14 protein-coding genes and 1 pseudogene are annotated in these 19,354 nt (G+C 42.2%); 2 read left to right on the top strand and 13 right to left on the bottom strand.

Annotation, left to right across the window (positions count from 1 at the left end; translation table 11 throughout):
- Positions 1–56 precede the first annotated feature (56 nt).
- Positions 57–926: a cation diffusion facilitator family transporter gene (locus NYE58_RS17265; protein WP_076129330.1), complete on the bottom strand. Its 870-nt coding sequence runs from the start codon at positions 924–926 to the stop codon at positions 57–59.
- Positions 927–1,148: 222 nt separating this feature from the next.
- Between NYE58_RS17265 and NYE58_RS17260 the strand changes: the two genes are divergently transcribed.
- Positions 1,149–2,534 carry an outer membrane protein assembly factor BamB family protein gene (locus NYE58_RS17260; RefSeq protein ID WP_341002457.1) on the top strand — a complete coding sequence of 462 codons (1,386 nt, stop codon included), beginning with the start codon at positions 1,149–1,151 and terminating at the stop codon, positions 2,532–2,534.
- A gap of 37 nt (positions 2,535–2,571) precedes the next feature.
- On the opposite strand, the gene NYE58_RS17255 is transcribed toward NYE58_RS17260, so the two are convergent.
- The gene (locus NYE58_RS17255) at positions 2,572–3,075 is read right to left on the bottom strand and encodes a ferritin (protein ID WP_076129328.1); all 504 of its coding nucleotides are present in this window, start codon (positions 3,073–3,075) and stop codon (positions 2,572–2,574) included.
- Positions 3,076–3,202: 127 nt separating this feature from the next.
- Between NYE58_RS17255 and nagZ the strand changes: the two genes are divergently transcribed.
- Positions 3,203–4,501, top strand: coding sequence for a beta-N-acetylhexosaminidase (nagZ, locus tag NYE58_RS17250; RefSeq protein ID WP_341002454.1), 1,299 nt, complete (start codon positions 3,203–3,205; stop codon positions 4,499–4,501).
- Between the two features lie 19 nt (positions 4,502–4,520).
- Here the strand turns inward: nagZ and NYE58_RS17245 are convergent, their stop codons facing one another.
- The 11 genes and pseudogenes from NYE58_RS17245 to NYE58_RS17195 all read right to left on the bottom strand — a co-directional run.
- The gene (locus NYE58_RS17245; protein ID WP_076129326.1) at positions 4,521–5,609 is read right to left on the bottom strand and encodes an efflux RND transporter periplasmic adaptor subunit; all 1,089 of its coding nucleotides are present in this window, start codon (positions 5,607–5,609) and stop codon (positions 4,521–4,523) included.
- A gap of 30 nt (positions 5,610–5,639) precedes the next feature.
- The gene (locus NYE58_RS17240) at positions 5,640–7,028 is read right to left on the bottom strand and encodes an ABC transporter permease (RefSeq protein WP_179086823.1); all 1,389 of its coding nucleotides are present in this window, start codon (positions 7,026–7,028) and stop codon (positions 5,640–5,642) included.
- On the bottom strand, positions 7,018–7,737 hold the full coding sequence (locus NYE58_RS17235; RefSeq protein WP_076275702.1) for an ABC transporter ATP-binding protein: 720 nt from the start codon (positions 7,735–7,737) through the stop codon (positions 7,018–7,020). The genes NYE58_RS17240 and NYE58_RS17235 overlap by 11 nt, the downstream gene beginning before the upstream one ends.
- A 39-nt stretch (positions 7,738–7,776) precedes the next feature.
- Complete coding sequence (locus NYE58_RS17230) at positions 7,777–10,374, bottom strand: hypothetical protein (protein WP_341002452.1); 2,598 nt, start codon at positions 10,372–10,374, stop codon at positions 7,777–7,779.
- Positions 10,375–10,506: 132 nt separating this feature from the next.
- Positions 10,507–11,835 (bottom strand): hypothetical protein, encoded by a 1,329-nt coding sequence (locus tag NYE58_RS17225; protein WP_341002451.1) that lies wholly within the window; start codon positions 11,833–11,835, stop codon positions 10,507–10,509.
- Positions 11,832–12,920, bottom strand: coding sequence for a DUF58 domain-containing protein (locus NYE58_RS17220; protein WP_341002450.1), 1,089 nt, complete (start codon positions 12,918–12,920; stop codon positions 11,832–11,834). The genes NYE58_RS17225 and NYE58_RS17220 overlap by 4 nt, the downstream gene beginning before the upstream one ends.
- Positions 12,921–12,923: 3 nt before the next feature.
- Complete coding sequence (locus NYE58_RS17215; RefSeq protein ID WP_076217909.1) at positions 12,924–13,901, bottom strand: AAA family ATPase; 978 nt, start codon at positions 13,899–13,901, stop codon at positions 12,924–12,926.
- A gap of 131 nt (positions 13,902–14,032) precedes the next feature.
- Complete coding sequence (locus NYE58_RS17210; protein WP_076217910.1) at positions 14,033–15,121, bottom strand: GerAB/ArcD/ProY family transporter; 1,089 nt, start codon at positions 15,119–15,121, stop codon at positions 14,033–14,035.
- Between the two features lie 21 nt (positions 15,122–15,142).
- Complete coding sequence (locus tag NYE58_RS17205; RefSeq protein WP_076217911.1) at positions 15,143–16,294, bottom strand: Ger(x)C family spore germination protein; 1,152 nt, start codon at positions 16,292–16,294, stop codon at positions 15,143–15,145.
- Entirely contained in the window at positions 16,291–17,733 is a 1,443-nt protein-coding gene (locus NYE58_RS17200) for a spore germination protein (protein ID WP_076129319.1), read from the bottom strand. Before NYE58_RS17200 ends, NYE58_RS17205 begins: the two co-directional genes overlap by 4 nt.
- Positions 17,734–17,932: 199 nt before the next feature.
- Positions 17,933–19,111, bottom strand: a pseudogene (locus NYE58_RS17195) (right-handed parallel beta-helix repeat-containing protein); the annotation flags it as partial.
- Positions 19,112–19,354 lie beyond the last annotated feature (243 nt).

Raw genomic sequence — 19,354 nt, 5'->3', positions numbered from 1 at the left:
TCACAGGTGCTTATATTCAACCATTAGCTGTACATATGGCACCTACTGATAAATCTCTACTTCATCACGGGTTCGATATGTACAAGTACATTGGAAACTTGGTGCCGGTCTTTTAACTGTTCTTCAATTTCTTCCGTAATATCATGACTCTGCACTACACTTAGCTGAGAATCCACTAGCACAGTTGTGTCTACTAATACGTTATTCCCATGGATACGGGCTTTGATATCTTTTATGGATTGTACACCATCAATTTCTGCCACAGTTTCTTTCATATGTTCAAGCTCTTCCGCATCAAATCCGTCCGTCAGATCATGCGTAGCTTTGCTAAAGATATCCCATGCCGTCTTACAGATAATTAGTCCGACAATGATGGCTGTAAGCGGGTCAAGCCAAGGAACGCCCAAGGAGGAAGCCACAATTCCGATAAAAGCGCCCACGCTAACTATAGCATCTGATCGATTATCCAGTGCTACTGCCCGCATTGCGTTACTGTTAATGGCACGGGCCAGCCTAATATTATACATATAGACAGCCATCATAACTACAGCACAGCCCACTGCCGTCCACGCCGCTATGAGATCAGGACTTTCCAGTGCTGGTTGAATAAATTTGTTCACAGCTTGGTACAAAACTTGAAGCCCTACCGCAATCATAATGAATGAAGCAATTAATGAAGCCACGGTCTCCGCTCTAAAATGCCCGTAGCTGTGGTTCGAATCCGGCGGTCTTCTGGAAATCTTCAGGCCAATTAGTACCGCGATAGAAGCAATAATATCTGTACTGTTATTCAATCCATCTGCAAGCAACGCTTGAGATCCTGAGACCGTACCTATGAACAGCTTGATAGCTGATAAAAAGATATAAGCAACGATGCTTAGCCAAGCTCCTTTTTCGCCTTGTTTAATGTCGTTATAAGTTTCCAAAAAAAGAACCCCCAAAGAATAGTATTGTTCTATACTACACTTTGAGAATCGGGTGGGTCTAGAGAAACAGTGTTGCTACGGGGCGCAATAGTTCCCTCTGTCAAATAGAGTTGCAAGGTCGTAACTGTTTTGCAGGACGCAACATAGTTTGCCCCCGTTCAACTTTGCTTCCATTCTTCTGGAATAGTAACTTTTTGCTATTTTTATTGTCTAATTATAGTAATGACTAATTCAAAGGAGCGTGGAGTGATGATTCAGTCTTTGCCGAAGAAAATTGTTACATGTTTAGCTATAGGGAGTATTTTAATTCCAATAACAAACAGTGGATCAATGTCAGTCATTTCTGCAGAAAAAGCAATTGTAAGCCTAAGTAACACTTATTACAGTGAAGTCACAGCCCCGATCCTAAAACCTGTTTGGTCAGCACAACTCGCCATTTTAAAAAAAGACAGAATCACCGGACAGGACATTACAGCACTCGCGGAAAACGGGAAGATCTTTGCGTTGCAGCGCAATGAAAAATTAACCGCAATGAATGCGGCAACAGGCAAAAAAATATGGGAGTTCGGAAGTGGATTAGCGCCGCTATTCACGTACAGCAATGGATTTATCTACGGTCTAACCCGAAGCGGCTCCCTATATGCCGTTAATGAGGCAGGTAAAAAAGCATGGTCGGCTTCCATAACACTCCCCAAAGCTACAAATATACAGCGTTTAGGATCTACTATTTATGTTACTCAAGAGGAACAATTAGCAGCAGTTGACGCCGTAACCGGAAAGATCAAATGGAAGGCTGTAGAGAAAAGCAATAACTTTACAGGCTTATCAGAGGTCATGGAATCAGACGGGGTCGTTATTCGCAGCTATCTGTCTCAAGGGGCCTTAACAACTGCTGGACTCGCCGCTTATGACAGTCTGACAGGAAAAAAACTATGGGACCAGACCCGGCAGTGGATGCCGTTAGCAGTGAAGGATGGGCTCCTCTACTCTATCACGAATACATTTATGATGGATGATGACCCGGTAAATCGAAAAGTCAAAGTATCCGTGTTCAACATAAAGACAGGTGAATTAAAAGGAGAACGATTATATAAATGGACAGATACCGAGAATAAAGATGGTGTGTACAATTATAATGGGATGAATGGAAACGCGTTTTTGGATGGAAAGGACTTTTACATCTTTCAGGGCAGTAAGTTTGTGAAATATGATTTCTGGAATTATTCTGCAGAGGGTAAACCGGTGCAAACCTGGGCCTCGATGGTTAAAGAAAAAGACTCTCCATTGAACCAAGTTTATCAACAAAGAATGTTATTTCAAAATCAAGATAAAGGTACTTTATCCGCACTTAAGCTAGGAACCGGCCAGCTTGTCGACCTCAATATTGGAGAGAATCCAGTGGTACAGACGGATCTGTTCGGAAACGTGGTTTATAGTGGACAATCTGATGGCCTATTTCACGCTTATGACATGTTAACTCTAAAGCCTATTTTCACTGTGAACACAGGCTCTCGTAACTTTGCCCCTTCCCTTAAAACTGGAGGGATGCTGATGATTCGGACGGATAATAAGCTGCTCGCGATTAAACTTCCTACATCTATAAAATAAAAAAGCCTGATTTCTCAGGCTGTTGGGCTTCAATAACTTATTCAGCCGGAGCTGTAAAAGTACGTGCAGCAAACTCGGCATCCAGCATGTAGAAGGCGTTGCTATCTTTTTCAATTCGTTTCAGTTTACTGATGATGTTGCTAAAGAGTGCTTCTTCTTCTACTTGCTCGTCTATAAACCATTTCAAGAAATAAATCGTCGCATGTTCACGCTCATCCAGAGCAAGGTCAGCCAAATGATAGAACCGTTTAGTGTTCTGCTGTTCATGCGCGAAGGCATGTTCAAAAGCATCTAACATCGAGTTATATTCGTTCTTCGGCTCTGGCAGTGCTTCTAGCGTAGCACGGTTATCCCGGTCGTTAAGGAATTTATAAATCTTCATGGCATGGAACCGTTCTTCTTCGGCTTGAATTAGAAAAAAGTTTGCAAATCCATCCAGACTTTCGCCGGAACAATAAGCAGCCATCGCCAGATAAACATGAGCGGAATAAAACTCGAAATTCATCTGTTCATTAAGTGCTTGTACTAATCCATCTTTCATTGGACCGTCACCTCATTATTCAAATTTAATATGTAAATATTTAAGTTTATCTTATCACCGTGCTTCTAAGTCAGCAAGGATTCCTCTCCCAATATCTAATTTAGCTAACGAAAGGACGACTATTCAGATGATTAGATTCACCCGTCACAGCCTAAAGCCTAAGATTTCCGGTACACTCTTCATTATTGCAGCTATGGTGTCACTGTTCCTCATTGCTGGCTGTTCTAATAGCAGCAGTAATTCACAGTCCGAAGCTACCGATTCACCGACCTCCCAATCCACACCTGCACCAACCACCAGCTTGGCTCCCACCCCCTCAGCAGTCAGCGATCCAATTGCTCTTCAGGTTGCTGAGATGACTTTGGAAGAAAAAATCGGACAAATGCTCCTAGTTGGAATTGATGGAACTGTCCTTGATGAGCAAGCTAAAAAGATGATTACCGAAGACAAAATAGGTGGAATCATCCTCTATAAGGACAATATTAAAAGCCTGAAAGGGATGATCAGTCTTATCAATTCTATGAAAAAGAGTAACACTGGCAACCCTGCCCCACTATTCATGAGTGTTGATCAGGAGGGTGGAAAAGTCAGCCGGATGCCTAAAGAATATGCTACATTCCCTTCTAACGGAACAGTGGGTGCAAGTAATGACGCTGCTGCTGCCGAGAAAATGGGAAAACTGCTCGCAATTGAAGTACGTTCAGCCGGATTTAATATGAACTTTGCTCCCGTTCTCGATATCAATAGCAATCCAGACAATCCAGTCATCGGAGACCGGTCGTTCGGCAATGCTGCTGACCAAGTCATTCAACTAGGGATTGCCGAAATGAAGGGAATTGAGAGCGAAGGCGTCGTTCCTGTTGTCAAGCATTTCCCAGGACACGGAGATACTTCTGTCGACTCCCATCTGGATCTGCCGATTGTGAACAAAACAGCCGGTCAGCTAGCTGACTTAGAATGGCTCCCCTTCCAAGCAGCCATTAAAGAGGGGACGGACGCCGTAATGGTCGCTCATATTTTGTTTCCAAAATTAGATCCAGACAAACCCGCATCCTTATCGCGTACCATTATTGGTGAACAGCTTCGAGATGAAATGGGCTACCAAGGAATCGTAATTACAGACGATCTAACCATGGGAGCCATTATGAAGAACTACGATCTGACTACAGCAGCAGTAGATACTGTGAATGCAGGTAGTGATATTCTCCTTGTCGCTCACGGCTATGATAATGAAAAACGGGTCATGGACTCCCTCCTGCAAAACGTAAAAAACGGTAAGATTCAAGAAACACGGATTGATGAAAGCGTCTATCGGATCTTAGCCTTAAAAGCCAAATATTACCTTTCCGATGAGCAAATCCCGGTTCCTGATCTTACCGATCTTAATAAAGAGATTAACGTTTGGCGTCAAACGATTGAGAAGTAAATCTAAGCGTTAGTCATTGTTACTGAAGAACAACAACATCTCCAACCTTCAACCCAGAGAGAACCTCTGTTTTGTCCGTAGTTTCCAGACCCACTTCGATGTCTTTTCGTTCATATTGCCCGTCCCCTTTATCCAGCATAACGTAGGAGAGGTCTCCTTCATGCATTACAGCTATGCTGGATACAACGGTGGCATTTTCTTTGCGAACTGTTTCAATTTCTCCGTTTAAGCTTAAACCACCGATCAAATGCTCGTCAGGCTGCAGCGTGATAACCACTTCGAATTGAGGAACCGAACTGGCAGTAGCATTCTGCCCTGAAGCTGTCTTTGCAAATTTCGCTACCTTCGTAACTTCTCCAGATAACTTTAAATCTTTTATAGCTGTCATTTTTACGTCGACCTTCATGCCTGTCTTTATACGGAAGACGTCTTGTTCACCTACAAGAGCAATGAATTCTAGCTTGTTCATATCTACTATTTTTCCGATATATTGATTATCTGTCACTGTCTGTGGAATTTCGCTTGCACTGTCAAATAAGAAAATGCCGGTTGCCGGAGCATAATAAAGTGCTGTTTTGAGTTTGGCTTTTTTCTCTGTTAATTCGCGTGCCTGTATTTCGGCATTGACCTGATTAAGCTCGTCCCCTAGCCGTGTTGCTTCTTGGGCTGTGAGTGCTTTAATCCGTTCTGCTTCAGTTGCACCAAGGGCTGCATTCTCCTCGTCTTGCTGGCTCACAAATGCATTCAGCTCTGCTTCCAGCTTTGCTTTACGGATGGTCGCCTCTTGTGTAGCAATCTCATTCTTCAAGGCTTCCTGATCGAGAGTAAACAGTAAATCACCTTTTTTGACCTGTCCACCATTTTCAACCTTCCACTTTGTCACCTTTGAAGCATATGGAGCATAAACAAGCGTTTCTTTCTCATAATTAGAATTACCTTTAACTTGTATGGAATTGGTAATGGTCTCCTGTGTGACCTCAAAAGTTATGGCTTGTGGGGGTTCAACAGGCTCTAACTGCGCTTCAGGCTTATACATCTTACTATATAGAAAATAACCTGCTGCAATTATAATCAGTACCAATACAATCCACTTGATTCTCCTCTTCATCACTTTGGCTTCCTTTCAACTTAAAAATAGCTAATCCCGTTTAATCGCCGTGAGTGCATTCGTTCTGGATGCACTGATCGCCGGATAAATACCCGATAATACCCCTGTCATTACCGCAAATGCGATCCCTACCGGAAGAGTCATCAGAGGAATATAAATCACCAAAGGCTCGCCTCCACCCATTCCTGAAGAGTTACCGATGAGCTTATTAATTCCTAATACAATCAAGTATGAAAAGGCTATGCCGAGCAATCCGCCCAACATCCCGAGCAATGCCGCTTCTGTAATGAACATATTGCGGATCTGGCCCATATTGGCGCCCAACACTTTCATAATACCGATCTGCCGTCGTCGTTGATGAGTGGACATAGTCATCGCAACGATAATGGAGATCGAAGCAATAATCAGAATAAATACACCTATACCGAGAGCTGCTTTCTTGACCATGCTGAAGGTATCAGCGAGTGCCTCTTTTTGATACAAATTTGTGCTTGTTGTTAAGGTAAGTTTCTGAATAAGCTTCTCTAGTTCCACGATATTCTCAGTGCTGTCTACCTTTACAATCGCTGAGTTATAGACACCCTTTTGCCCAGCGGTTCCACTCGATAGCTTCATTTGTTCTACAAGCCGCTCGCCAGTCTCTAGTGACACATAGATCTTCTTGTCGTACATAGCCATATCCTCGTTCGTTCCACTCGGGTTGTCGAGGATTCCCACCACTTGAATCGGTGAGCTAACTAACATCCCTCCGGTTTGAGAGGCGGGATCAAAAGACTGTAATTGAACCTGTTGCTTGTACATATCTGTTGGAAGCATGCTTAAGCTGTTGTACTGTTCCATCAACTTATTGTTATATGGATCTGTACTCAGTTGTTCAAAAAGACGCTGCCGAGTTTCGTTATCAATCAGTCCAACGGTTGCACCATAGTTCAGTACAGCCATTCCTACCAAATCAGAAGCTCCGCCTTGTTTGAATTTCTTATCATATTTCGTTAACAAGCGTAGATCCGTTCCAATAAGCTGTACATCTGTTATTTTATTATCGATAGTCAACATCTGTATGTACCCTAGCTCTTGAAAGGGAGCTGCTGCAGTTACATGCCGCAAGCCTTTAATAATCTCCAGCTTTTGTGCTGTCAGCCTGCCGGGATCAAGCTTTTCATTGGCCGCAGACGATCCGCTGCCACCGCTGCCTCCTCCTTGGGAGGGTATTCCTCCGTTGGGAGACACCGTAATTTCATCCATTTTGAAATTGCGGTTGATTTCCCGCTCCGTGTAGCTCTGTGCGGAGTCTCCTATACTTAATGCAACTATGATTGCAGCACATCCAATGGATATGCCAGCCATACAAAGACCTGTGACAACTTTCCGCCGTTTGACCTGTTCCCAAGCCAAGCGGGAAATATCACTAATCCTCAATGAGTATACCCCCTTCGAGTTCAGTATTCGAAGAAGTTTGGTTTTCAGTAATCATATATCCGTCCCGAAGCGTGAATATCCGCTGCATTTGCTCCGCGACTTTTAGCTCGTGAGTTACAACTATGAAGGTGGTCTTCATCTTCTTGTTCAGGTTAAGCAGGATATTGATAATTTCTTCTTCTGTCTTCGAATCTAGGTTTCCGGTTGGTTCATCTGCAAAGATAACAGACGGTTCCGTAATCAAGGAGCGTGCAATACTGACACGCTGCTGCTGTCCGCCAGACAGCTGGGAAGGGAACAAGTCGGCTTTATCAGGAATGCCGACTCCTTCCAACAATGCTAAAGCTTTTTGTTTACGTATAGAGGGTGCAACGGATTGAAAAACCAGCGGCAGCTCTACATTTTCACGGACTGTCATGCTAGTAATCAGCTCATAAGCTTGAAAGATAAACCCGATATTTTTTCTGCGAAATTCCGATAGCTTATTCTCACTCATCTTCACGATATCTTGATCGGCAATATAAATATGGCCTTCAGTAGGCTTCATTAGACCTGCCATCAGATTTAGCATCGTTGACTTACCGGAACCCGAGCTCCCCAGCAGTGCTACCATCTCCCCCTCTTTCACAGAAAAGTCAATTTGATGAAGCACTGCTGTAGTTTCATTACCGTTTTTATAAGAATGCGTTACATTTTCCACTCGCAACATTGGAGCTGCTCCTCTTCGTACAATAATAGATATGAAATGCTATTTCTCAGTTACAACTGCTTTATCAATCTTGATGTTATAAGCTTGACTAGCCAGCTCGATCCGTTCGCCTTGGAATTCATCGTACAGCGTGATCCGATAGGTTCCTCCTGACAAATTCTTATACATATTATTGCTAAAGCTTGCTGTATACGAGTTGTTGGTCCCTTCAAGAATATCGGTGCCGATGTTCAAGCTTCGTTCCTGAGAAAGACCATATGGATCCGTCATTTTGAGGACTAGTTTATGTGTGAAGGTTCCCATATCATAGCTACTGTCACGAAGAAGATTGTAATTCATAACTATATTTATAGAGTCACTGCCTTGTAGTGAGCGTCCTTCTGAACTTAGAACGGACATGGTATACGGATAAATGGCCACCTTCGTCAAATTCTTCTCTGGTGGAGTGGTGACCGGATTTAATGACAGTGAAGCCATATTAATAAATCCTGTGGATTCCTGACCCGGTTCCGTCAGCTTATTCCCAGTAATCCCTGGCCCTAGGAACAGGCTTACATCAGAAGTATTAACGGTCTTCGGAACCTTCGCCCAGAAGGTGATTAATTGCTTACCACCTGGAGTCGCAGACGTATCGGGCTGATTGGCTGTAGCTTCGAATAGCTGACCATCTTCCGTTTTGTAATAAGCTTGGAGGCGTGCCATTTTGCTTTGTCTTTTCTCTTCACTGCTCAGAAGCAGCTCTGTGTATACGAGATTGGAGTTAAGCCCTTCATAAATAATGGTTTTGTTCTCTTGCACTTTAGCGTTCTTTCCTTTACCAGAGATAACATAACTTCCTCCAGTTTCAATTGAAGCAACAGCATTCATCATGCTGTTCGTAGTAACTGACAGGAACGAGCTTTTCTCTTCTTTTACCACAGAATAAAGATCTAATTTTAATTTATCGAACTCTTGTGTATAAGGAATTTTGGCAAACACATAGATTTCAGCATTTTTACCTGGTCCAATCGTTGAAGTTTCCTTATCCATAAACAATTCCGTTGAAGATAACATGTCTTCATTGTCTACCTGAACAGCTCCCTTTAATTCCGGCAGAGACATGGCAATCGTTTGGGTATTCGTAATATTTAATCTGGCAACAACGATATCATCGTCTTTCCATGGAAAACGCTGCAAGGAAACTAAACTATAAGTAAACGTCCCATATTCATTTGTTGCTCTATATTCCATCCCTTTCTGTATATCAGGACGCAAGGTATAGGAGATTGTAAAGTAAGCAACCGGAACAGTTAGTTTAGCTGTGTTGCTCGTAGCGACATTGGTTCCACCAGTGCTTCCAGTACCTGCACCTTCCCCTGTAGTTCCCGTCTCACTATTATCTGGAGCAGAAACAGCCTCAATCATCTGCAATTGCAGTGAATTTTGTTCTACTTCAAGGGGTACCTGTGCGGTAAGCGGGATGATTTTTTCCTCCAGCGGTTTTATGGTTAATCCGCTCAAGCCCTTAGAATTGATCGGAAAGGTTGTCCCAGTTGAGGATTTGACGGCAAGCTCATAAGAAGGTAACGTAACGGCTGTCTTTCCTGTATTCTTCACTCGCAGCTGAAAAGTCCAGAATCCCTTATTGTTCTCTGCGTATACGGTTGCGTTATTTAATTGGGTTTCAACCGTATTGTTATTGATGGCAATTTTCTTGATTACACCTTTGCCAACCACCAAATTTGGTGTTGTAGCCGCAGGCAGCTTGTACGAAGATTTGGCAATCTCCAGCTTCAGCGCCTCATCCTTTTGGGTGAATTGCAGTTTCATATTCTCTGTCTTCATATACGAAGGAATTTCTGTAAGATAATAAATGGTCTTTTTCTCTTGCGGCTGAATTTTATAACTAAGCTGAGATCGGTCAAGGGCCAATTCATACGAGCTTCCCCCTGCCGAGACCAAATATGCTGCGTAACGAGGATCACTTAAGACTTTGCTGCCTTTATTGGTCAAGCTTATGCCCACCTTGGCATAAACCTTTCCACTGTATTTGTAGAGCTCCAAGGATTCACTTTTAGCAACAACCGGAATGTCATTCATTGTAGTACTTACATTTTTACCGTTTACAGCAGTTGGCGAATAGTTGGCGGGTATATTAAAAGTTCCTACTTGCTTGAGATACCCCTTGGTTTTGGAATCCCAAACGTACATTGGAATCTTGATACCTTTTAACGAATTTACCTGGCCGACATTAACATAATATGTAACGCGCAAGCTTTCGTTAGAACCCACTTTTTTCTTAGTAGCGTCCGCACTTAGTGGATTCCCTGGAATAACAGAGCCGCCAGAGGTCATAACTCTCGAAAAATAATACAGCAGGCTAGCACTTTTGTTGCTGCCATTCGAATAGTTAATTGTATAAGTTAAAATATTGCCTCCAGGCTGTGACCAAATATTCACATCTTCCAGTGTAGCTTTGATATTAGCTCCTAAAGAAACGGAACCCAGATTACTAGGAGCTGTTACAGTTGCAGCAGCTACCACCGATTTTGGCTGAACAGAACTAACTGCGGCAGCCGAAGCGGTATGCCCTGTCAACTGGCTTATGACAAAGGTGCTTAAGAGTAAAACAACATATGTACTGCTATGCTTTCTCATTGACTTCCCTCCACGAGTATTTTACTAGAATTATTATAGTGGTTAGCACAGATCCAATTGTATCCATGTTGTAACTCTTACAGGTCTTTTGTAACCTATTTGTTCCAATTTGCATATATTCTGAAAATGATTCTATAATTTCAGTTGATTTTTCAAAGCTGCAATATCAGAAGCGGCAGGCTCGTCTTCTCCGTATCTAACTTTTTCATATATTTCAATCAATTGATCTGCTGCTAAAGAATCATCATCACCCTTACGTTTATGCTTGCTACGATCTCCCCATAGCAAAACATCCCTTTTTGTTTCCTGCGGCGTAAGATAACTTTTCATTTCATAACCGTTATCGCGCTTTATATTAAGCCACCGCCGATAAAGCCAACGGACACGTTCCTGCTCGCCATTCATCTGATCCCAGCGATCCTTACGATGTTTTGAAGGAAGACGAGAGCTCCAGAAATCCTTTAACCCTCGAACGGTTTGTTCCCAAGTAAAGACGCTTTTCTCCTCGTCAAGATATGCTGTATTATTCTTAGGGGTATGTTCCCTACGTAACATCGATAACAATGCATCTATGACTTTCCGCCACTTTTCTCCAGCATTTCTGTACAACCAGCGAAGTGCATAATAGGCTACAAACCCCAATAATACCGCCGCCAAAATATAAAACCCGTATTCTAGTATAATAGCTAGCCAGCCACGCTTTTGCTCGCCAACAGGTGGTAACATCGGCGTTGCTGGCGGCAATTCTGCTGGCGGAGGCTCTGGTTCTTTTGTGCCAGAAAATAACTGATTAATAAAATTGAAAAATGAGCGTAAGAGTCTCCATACCAATGATCCTATAGCTTTACCGACACCTGCCGCTAGTACAGCTGCAATAACTCCAATCACAATGACATATATACGATTATTCCGTTGTATCCCTTTGGGCAGCGTTTCATTCTCTTCAGTAAGTGCGCTGTATCGTATATAGCTGCTATTAGAAATAAGTAAAGTCAGTATTAAATACAGACTGCCACACCAGGTCAATAACGGCACACTTGGCTCCAATTCAGGAACTCTATGAAACGCTATAGTTGCCACAAAATAGATTATTATACCTATCCAAAACATTCTGAATCTATTATTTCTAGAGTCTACCGTCATCCCTAAGAATGTACATATAATTCCAGCCACACCTAAGGGAAGGCTTTCGATGGATAAACTCCCTGAAGCCACACCTAATAATGCCCCGAGGATTAAGGCGGCAAGTAATTGCTTCCATCTTACATTGCAAAAATTGCGCAAAAGAATGCCTGCTAAAGCTAGTATAGGCAGCGCAATCAACCATATTTGTTCATCTTGTTGGGGCAACAAATAAATCTGAAATAGAACCCAAACCGGTAGAAATAGCAACAATTCAATAATAGACCACAACCAGAGTTTCACTGTTTCCCTTACATAGCCAGACAACGTAAGCTTCATGCGCTCTCTCTCCCTTGTTCCGGAATATCCAGCCATTCCACACCATTGCCTTGCTGCATTAGAAGATCCGTCGCCTTTTGCAATTCTGCTCCCCTATGGCAGCTTATGATTAGAAAGTCTGTGTCACTAATTCCACTCTCAACCTGCAATTCCAATAGTCGACTCATAGGAAGTGTTCTATCCAGCTTCAGCCTTGCCAGGAGCTCTAACATATCTTCGAGCTGAGCCATCGGCTCTGCTTCAATTGGATCTCTTTCGCCAGCATCGTCCAATCTGCCATTACAGATTAATCCGGTCTCAATTCCCTGCTGCATTGCGTATTCAGCTATAGTCGCTGCATATCTTATTCCTTGCTCGATTCGTTCCACATCAGTCACCGTTCTCCACATGGAATCACTGTCCTCTATATTCAGACAGATGACGAGCCGGGAATCAGCCGTGTAATCTTTTTTATGAACCTGCATAACACCAGTACGTGCTGTAGCCTTCCAGTTTACCAATCCCATAGAATCTCCTGAGCTATATTCACGAATGCCAGCAGTCAGAAAAGGGTCTTCAACGATCCATCTTTTCACAGGAAGCTCACCCAGCCAGCTATGAATGGGCAATGGAAGCTCGTCTAGATTCAGCAGAACGGGATAGATCAACAACTCTAACTCGAGTGGATATGTTTTGTTTTTTCGAGTCAAACCAAATGGATCTCCCGTTGTCATAGTCACGGATTCCAAACGATATAAACCACGGCGCTCACATGTAACATGATGCCGTCTTTTAATATGACGATAAGATTTTAAATAGAATAAACTAATATGATTCTGAGAGATTTCTCCTGTACTAATCCCAAGATTATCCTGACTTCCAAATTCCAGACCTCTCGCAATACTAGACTCCAATCGGAGCCACGGCAAAGGAAGAAGCTTCGCATTAATGATCTCCTCGATCATCTCAATACGTTCTCCTTCATAAGCAGTCTTACGTGAAAAATAGCGAGAATAACTAAGCGCTTTCAGACCATTCCGTTTATAAATGTCAGCAAGAAGTAACACCAACGCCACTGTAATGAAAATGAACCAAGGCAAAGCCATAGGTCATTCCACCTTTCCGCCTCTTAAGGACGTCACGGGTTCAGCAGGCACCTCAACTTCACGAAGCACTTGCAATACAATATCCGCGGCTTGTCCCTCTCTTGAGCCTAATCCCCGATGAAGCAGCAGACGATGTGCAAGCACGGAAACAGCCACGGCTTTGATATCATCCGGTGTTACATAGGATCTGCCTTGAATAAGTGCATATCCCTGAGCTGATCTAAGCAACGCGCCACTAGCACGTGGACTCGCACCCAGTTTTACTGCCGTAGATTTACGGGTAGCTTCCGTTATCCGTACGATATAACCTAATAAATCATCACTGATGCTTACCGATGCGGCTAAACGCTGTGCGGCTTGAATATCTTGTGCCGTTGCTACTGGAAAAGACTCTTCGAGCGGATTATTCTCACGAAAACGCTGCAAAATATGTATCCCTTCATCAAAGGTAGGATAACCCGTAGTAATCCGCATCAAAAATCGATCTAATTGAGCCTCAGGCAGTGGGAAGGTCCCTTGGTTGTCTATCGGATTCTGAGTAGCAATGACAAGAAACGGTGCCTCTAATCCGTGCGTTACCCCATCGATAGTAATTTGCCGTTCCTCCATACACTCCAGTAGGCTGGATTGGGTTCTAGGGGTTGCACGATTAATTTCGTCAGCCAGCAGTATATTAGCAAATACCGGACCTGGTCTGAACTGAAACTCTCCCGTCTTCTGATTGTAATAGTTGATCCCGCTTAAATCGGAAGGCAATAAATCCGGCGTAAATTGTATGCGCTTAAATGAACAATCCAATGATTTGGCAAGCACCTTTGCCAGCAAGGTTTTACCCGTACCAGGTACATCTTCCAGCAAGACATGTCCATTCGCAAGTAATGCGGTCAGCAGCAGGTCTACTCCCTCCTCTTTTCCTACAATGACTTTGGCGAGATTAGCCCTAATAGATTTGATAAGTTCAGTTACTTCTTGAAGATTCATGTGAATACACCATCCAATCTGAGGATAATTATGTAATAAGTGCTTTAATCATAACAGAAAGCGTACCCGATTTATAATTCACAAAAAAAGCACTGTCCATAATTAGACAGCACCCGTCTTCCATTCGATTTTCATTTCGCAGTCTTATGCCGATATCGAAAGAAGGCTACAATCCCGTAATAGATGGGTATGCTTTCAACGATTAGCCAAATGATCACAATGGCAAAGCTTTTGTAGTGTTCGTAATATCTGCCGACGTCGCGTGAATATAAGTACGCTATTGTCACTGAAGCCAGTGTTAAAAGGGGAACGTAAATTTTTTTACTATTAGTATTAAACAAACCTGCTACACATTTTGAAGCTATATAGATAAGGAAAGCGCTGTGAATAAACATCGAAGACGACCATATTCCAATCAAAAGCGGGTCTGTATTACCTAATAAATTATCTTCTTTCGAACTACGCACCATCTCAAGAAAAGGATATTGGAGTTGCTGGCCTAAATGTGGACCAAAACTCATCATTGTCAATAACCATCCTATTAAGACCGTAATTGAAACATAGAACTGCGCAAATACTAATCTTTTTATCATTTTCGCTTCAATTTTTAAATCAGGTGCAATGAACAAAAGGACAATCCATTCTCCAAACCATGACATGACCACAATAGAATCTTTCAGGGCGATTCCAGGATCATGATAATGAAAGAAAGCAGGTACCATATTAAAGTCCGCGTTTGGAAGGAATAAATTAAATAAAATGATCACGGTAATAAAGAAAATAATAAATAATCCATCGGCCATATATGTAATTGTTGCAAATCCTAGACTTGCCGTGTACATGATCACCAGACCAACGACACACTGGATAAATAGAGGTGGAGTTCCTCTTAAATAATTCGAGCCGAAAAATAGTACGAAATTCTCTATATCAAAAGAAACATAATAAACACACCAGCATAGTAGGAGCAGAATCATAAATTTATGTGGCCATTTGCCAATGATCTCTTTTCCAAAGTGAACCCAAGCTTGATTAGGTCGCAGCTTACCAACATAGATTGTAAACCACAATAATATCAATCCTAATAAGGAGCCAACGATTAATGCAATCCAGCCTTGATAAGAGGAAGTAGCAATAATAGCTGGTATCAAAAAAATGGTGGTTTGTGAGCTGAAAAAAATGGTGATAAACCGGAACAGCTGCCACTTTGTTGTACGCATAACTTCTCCTTCCTCAGTTCTTTATTTTGCTGTTCCAAAATCCACAATCCGAAAGTCCGTCTTCACCTTAATATCTGCCTCATGAGCGTAGTAATTATCCCAACGTTCTCTTAATTGCTTCCAAAGTTTCGGATCATTCCATTCCAGCAACATGCCGAGCTGTAGAACATCCGCACCTGCTTTTTGGGATAAACGTATAGCTTCGGTCAGATTAGCAGTTACTTTATCGCTTAGTTTCTCTGTAATGATATTACTGATCTCTTCTAGATTTCTTTTCTTAGGATCCCTTAAATAAATCACACTAGCTTTTCCCTTTAATTTCACTGTAAAAACCGGACCCTTATCCGTTATTTTTACTTTTTTTGAAGATTTGGTGCTAACAAATACAACACTTGCTGCACTTTCTCCACCATCCCAGGTAACAGAATAAACCGACAGCTTAAGCTTGCCTGCAGCCCATGCCAATGCCCTCCCCTCTTTAAGCTTTAGTATTCCCTTCATTTTCTCATTCTGAAACAACATAGCTCCTTGAATGCCTGCCCAATATTGCGGTTTACCTTCTTTTGTAGTTTCCTCTTTTTTACCAAATGAAAGATTATTTATAGCAAATCCAACGCCCGATGCCTCAGCGTATATGCAGTCCTTAATTGTAGTCGAAAACATGTATTTTTCTGTTCCAAAGCTCCTCAGTACATCAGAAGGTAATTGTTCATAGATAGGTGTTAATGTATTCATCTCTTTTGCACTGCCGGGACTAGCCATAACATAGGTTCCAAGGGGTAGACTTGGCTCTCTTCTGATCCATAATAGGAGTTCACCAATCCCTTGTTCTGCATAAGCTTTCCCTAAGACAATTATTTTCAATTGGGAAAGACTAAGTTGACGTGTCAGATCTTTTTGAACTAGTAACATGGCGTCTGCGATCGTATCTGCGGTCTTAGAAACTGTAGAATAACTATTCCCATCACCGCCACCACTAGAGGGCTGGCTTCCCGAGTTGAGACGATTGGGCAAAGGAGAGTTAATCGTAATTTCAACGGTGCCTGCTTCTTTGCCTACATCTATAAATAAGCCGTACACAAAGGTTAATTCGTCCAGTTCCACCTTTGAAGACCAACAGCCTGTTAAATTTAGGAGTAGAAGTATAACAACTCCTATCTTTAGAGTTCTCATTTTTGATTCTGTCTCCTTAGATTCCTGTTGCTATAAAGTTTGCTGCGTTTCTTCATATAGTTAGAGGGAAAGCGAGATAACGTGTCCTTCCAATCTTCTAACACCAAAGGGGCAACGGGTTGTAAATACGGTGAGCCTAACGGTCTAAGATTAGCTAAATGCCCGTAAATCAAAAAAGCTGTAATATATACCCCGAGCAATCCCATTGTTCCTCCCATAATCAATAAAGGGAAACGAAGTAAGCGAAAAGTCAGACCGAGCTCATAATGGGGAATAATGTAGGTGGCAATTCCTGTAATGGAAACAACAATAACCATAGGAGCGGATACAATTCCCGCTTGCACCGCAGCCTGACCGATGACTATACCCCCAATAATAGAAACAGTCTGGCCCACAGGCTTTGGTATTCGGGTTCCAGCTTCTCTAAGGGCTTCAAAGGTAAGCTCCATAATCAAAGCCTCAGTCAATGCTGAGAAAGGAATGTTCTCTCTGGCAGATGCTATTGTAATTAACAGGTTTGAGGGAATGATCTGAGGATGAAAGGTTGTAATCGCAACATAAAGCGATGGAAGAATCATCGATATGATGGAGAACACAAATCGAACGATTCGAATCCAGCTTGCGGCATAGAAGCTTTGATAATAATCCTCAGAGGATTGTAGCATTGTAAAAAAAGAGGTAGGGGCAATCATTGCAGTGGGTGTGCCATCCTGTAATATTCCGATCCGGCCTTCCATTAAAGAAGCTGCCACCGAGTCGGGGCGTTCTGTATATTGAAATACCGGAAATGGTGTCAAGTTCCCCTTCCGTAATTGTTCCGATATATAACTAATGCCCAATATGCCATCAATATCTATTTCATTTAGTTGCTTTTCAATTTCAGCAAGAACTTCTTTTTTATAAAGTCCTTCAATATATACAACATACACATCAGTTTTTGTATATTTACCAATCGTATAATGAATAGTCTTTAGATCCGGATGTTTAATTTTGTGTCGGAGCAGGGACAGATTTGTTTCAATATCTTCAATAAATGCTTCTTGTGGTCCAATCACCACAAGTTCATTTTGTGATTCCGTAACCGATCTTTTCTGATATTGCGTGATCTCAAAATAATAAACATAAGGAAGCTCTTCAAAATAAAGCACTACTTTTCCAGCGACAATCAAATCCACAGCCTTGTTTATGTCAAACTCCTTAAGATACGGGATGGGAAAAACAGCTCCTCGATCCAGTCGTTCTAAAAAATCCGGCCATTTGTGCTCTGAATTTGCTTCATTTTTTAGCGGCAATGCAATATCTTTATGAAGACTCAGGGAATTTACGATGAATGGGATATAGATCAAGTCACAGGAATGCCCATGAAGGCGAATGTTTTGAAAAACTGCATCACTAGATCCTTCCAGTTGTTCTTTTATTGTTTCAATAATTCCAGACATCTGCAGACTACCTCCAAAATTGTGACTTGTTAATCTGGCTTAGTTTGCCAACGTGATGGAAGGTTTATACTTAAAACAAACCAAATAGGCACAAATCCGGTATAGTACCGGACTCATGCCCATCAAAATATCGAATAAAATGACCTATCTAATCCTACAGAGTCAATTAAATAAGGAGCTCAAACCCCTAGCTTTCAAATCACGGAAAAGTTGCACCAATATTAGTTCCGCTAGGTGTTCCAGATCCGGTTAGATCGCTACCCCCAGTTAATTTGAGGAAACTGCCCAGACTAAAAGAACCATCTGCATTTCGCACCACTGAAGGTGTAAGACTTACAAAATCAGCGGCACTGGCCACCAAACCCTTGGCATTGGTACTTGCATTACTTTTCCACCACACATTAGTACTTAGAATATCGGTTCCACTTGTTTTGTCACTCGATCCTCCAGCAAAAGACAAGTTGTTCGTAAATTGGTGAGTACCGGCATCAAAAGCAAAGTTACTCTGTCCGTTACTCCAAGAAGTATTATTTGTTAGTTGAATGGAACCTGGATTACTATTGTAAGTGAATCCGTGTTTTTTATTTTGAAATGCTATGCTATTCAGCACAATATGGTTTACTGCAATTTTTTCACCACCTAGTTTGAATCCATTCCCATCACTGTTTTCCGTTGAATTTCCATCTGAGGTCTGTCCGTTCTTATAGGAGATACTATTCTTGATCGTCACCACTCCGATGGGGCCTGTTTCTGATTTACTGTAAAGATCCCAGCCGTCATCTGTATTCCATGCAGCTATACATTTATCGAATACGTTACCAGGACCTATGGTCAGCTTAGCAGCAAAACCATCAGCGTCTTCCCCGTTATCCGGATCATAATTATCATGAGAATACACTCCAATGATCTGATTATAGCTCGGCCATTGACTCATGCTGGTCAGTGATGAAGCATAACGGCTGATTTGCAGTCCCGAATCCCGATTATGGTGGGTTTCAACATTCTCAATAATGTTATAGTTCCCGCCAATAAAGATCCCATTGTCTCCTGAGCCTCTTATCTCTAATCCTTTTACCTTCCAGTAGTTACCGTATATCTGCAAACCACGTTGAGCTGGGTCAAATGGCTGGGCGTAAAAATCCAGTATAGGCTTCTCAGTCCCATATGCAGCGATGTTCTTTCGTAAGTTAGAGCTTCCGCTATTATCTTGTCCAACAATTATTGTTGAAGAATACGTGTAAACCCCTCCACGCATATAGATGGTTTCCCCGGGGGCTACCTTCGTAATCGCTGAGGCCAGTGTGGTTGGACTACCAATTGTTCCTGTGTTGCTGTCCAGACCATTAGGGGCTACATAAATTGAGCCTGCAACTGGTGTTGCTGTTGGAGTAGCCGTAGGAGCTACCGTTGGTGCAATTGTTGGAGCTATAGTAGGCGTTGGTGTCGGAGTGCCCGTGGTGATATCGGAGACATTGATATTGTCGAACTTCGCTGCTGTCTTATAAGCTACAAGTCCTATACCTCCTGCTGTCAAAATGTTATCGTGTGCATTTAGCTGTAAAACATCATTAACATACATTTTAAGCGAATCTCCACTAAGCTCTAGCCTAACTGTATAGGC

Origin of the sequence: Paenibacillus sp. FSL L8-0708 (assembly GCF_038009325.1) — a bacterium.
Taxonomy (GTDB): Bacteria; Bacillota; Bacilli; order Paenibacillales; family Paenibacillaceae; genus Paenibacillus_AQ; species Paenibacillus_AQ odorifer.
This window is presented reverse-complemented; position numbering and strand designations above follow the sequence as displayed.

Excerpts from the sequence above, each read along its gene's own strand:
- NYE58_RS17210 (WP_076217910.1), bottom strand. The coding sequence starts at position 15,121 with ATGCGTACAACAAAGTGGCAGCTGTTCCGGTTTATCACCATTTTTTTC.
- NYE58_RS17200 (WP_076129319.1), bottom strand. The coding sequence starts at position 17,733 with ATGTCTGGAATTATTGAAACAATAAAAGAACAACTGGAAGGATCTAGT.
- NYE58_RS17235 (WP_076275702.1), bottom strand. The coding sequence starts at position 7,737 with ATGTTGCGAGTGGAAAATGTAACGCATTCTTATAAAAACGGTAATGAA.
- NYE58_RS17230 (WP_341002452.1), bottom strand. The coding sequence starts at position 10,374 with ATGAGAAAGCATAGCAGTACATATGTTGTTTTACTCTTAAGCACCTTT.
- NYE58_RS17205 (WP_076217911.1), bottom strand. The coding sequence starts at position 16,294 with ATGAGAACTCTAAAGATAGGAGTTGTTATACTTCTACTCCTAAATTTA.
- NYE58_RS17260 (WP_341002457.1), top strand. The coding sequence starts at position 1,149 with ATGACTAATTCAAAGGAGCGTGGAGTGATGATTCAGTCTTTGCCGAAG.
- nagZ (WP_341002454.1), top strand. The coding sequence starts at position 3,203 with ATGATTAGATTCACCCGTCACAGCCTAAAGCCTAAGATTTCCGGTACA.
- NYE58_RS17215 (WP_076217909.1), bottom strand. The coding sequence starts at position 13,901 with ATGAATCTTCAAGAAGTAACTGAACTTATCAAATCTATTAGGGCTAAT.
- NYE58_RS17220 (WP_341002450.1), bottom strand. The coding sequence starts at position 12,920 with ATGGCTTTGCCTTGGTTCATTTTCATTACAGTGGCGTTGGTGTTACTT.
- NYE58_RS17225 (WP_341002451.1), bottom strand. The coding sequence starts at position 11,835 with ATGAAGCTTACGTTGTCTGGCTATGTAAGGGAAACAGTGAAACTCTGG.
- NYE58_RS17255 (WP_076129328.1), bottom strand. The coding sequence starts at position 3,075 with ATGAAAGATGGATTAGTACAAGCACTTAATGAACAGATGAATTTCGAG.
- NYE58_RS17245 (WP_076129326.1), bottom strand. The coding sequence starts at position 5,609 with ATGAAGAGGAGAATCAAGTGGATTGTATTGGTACTGATTATAATTGCA.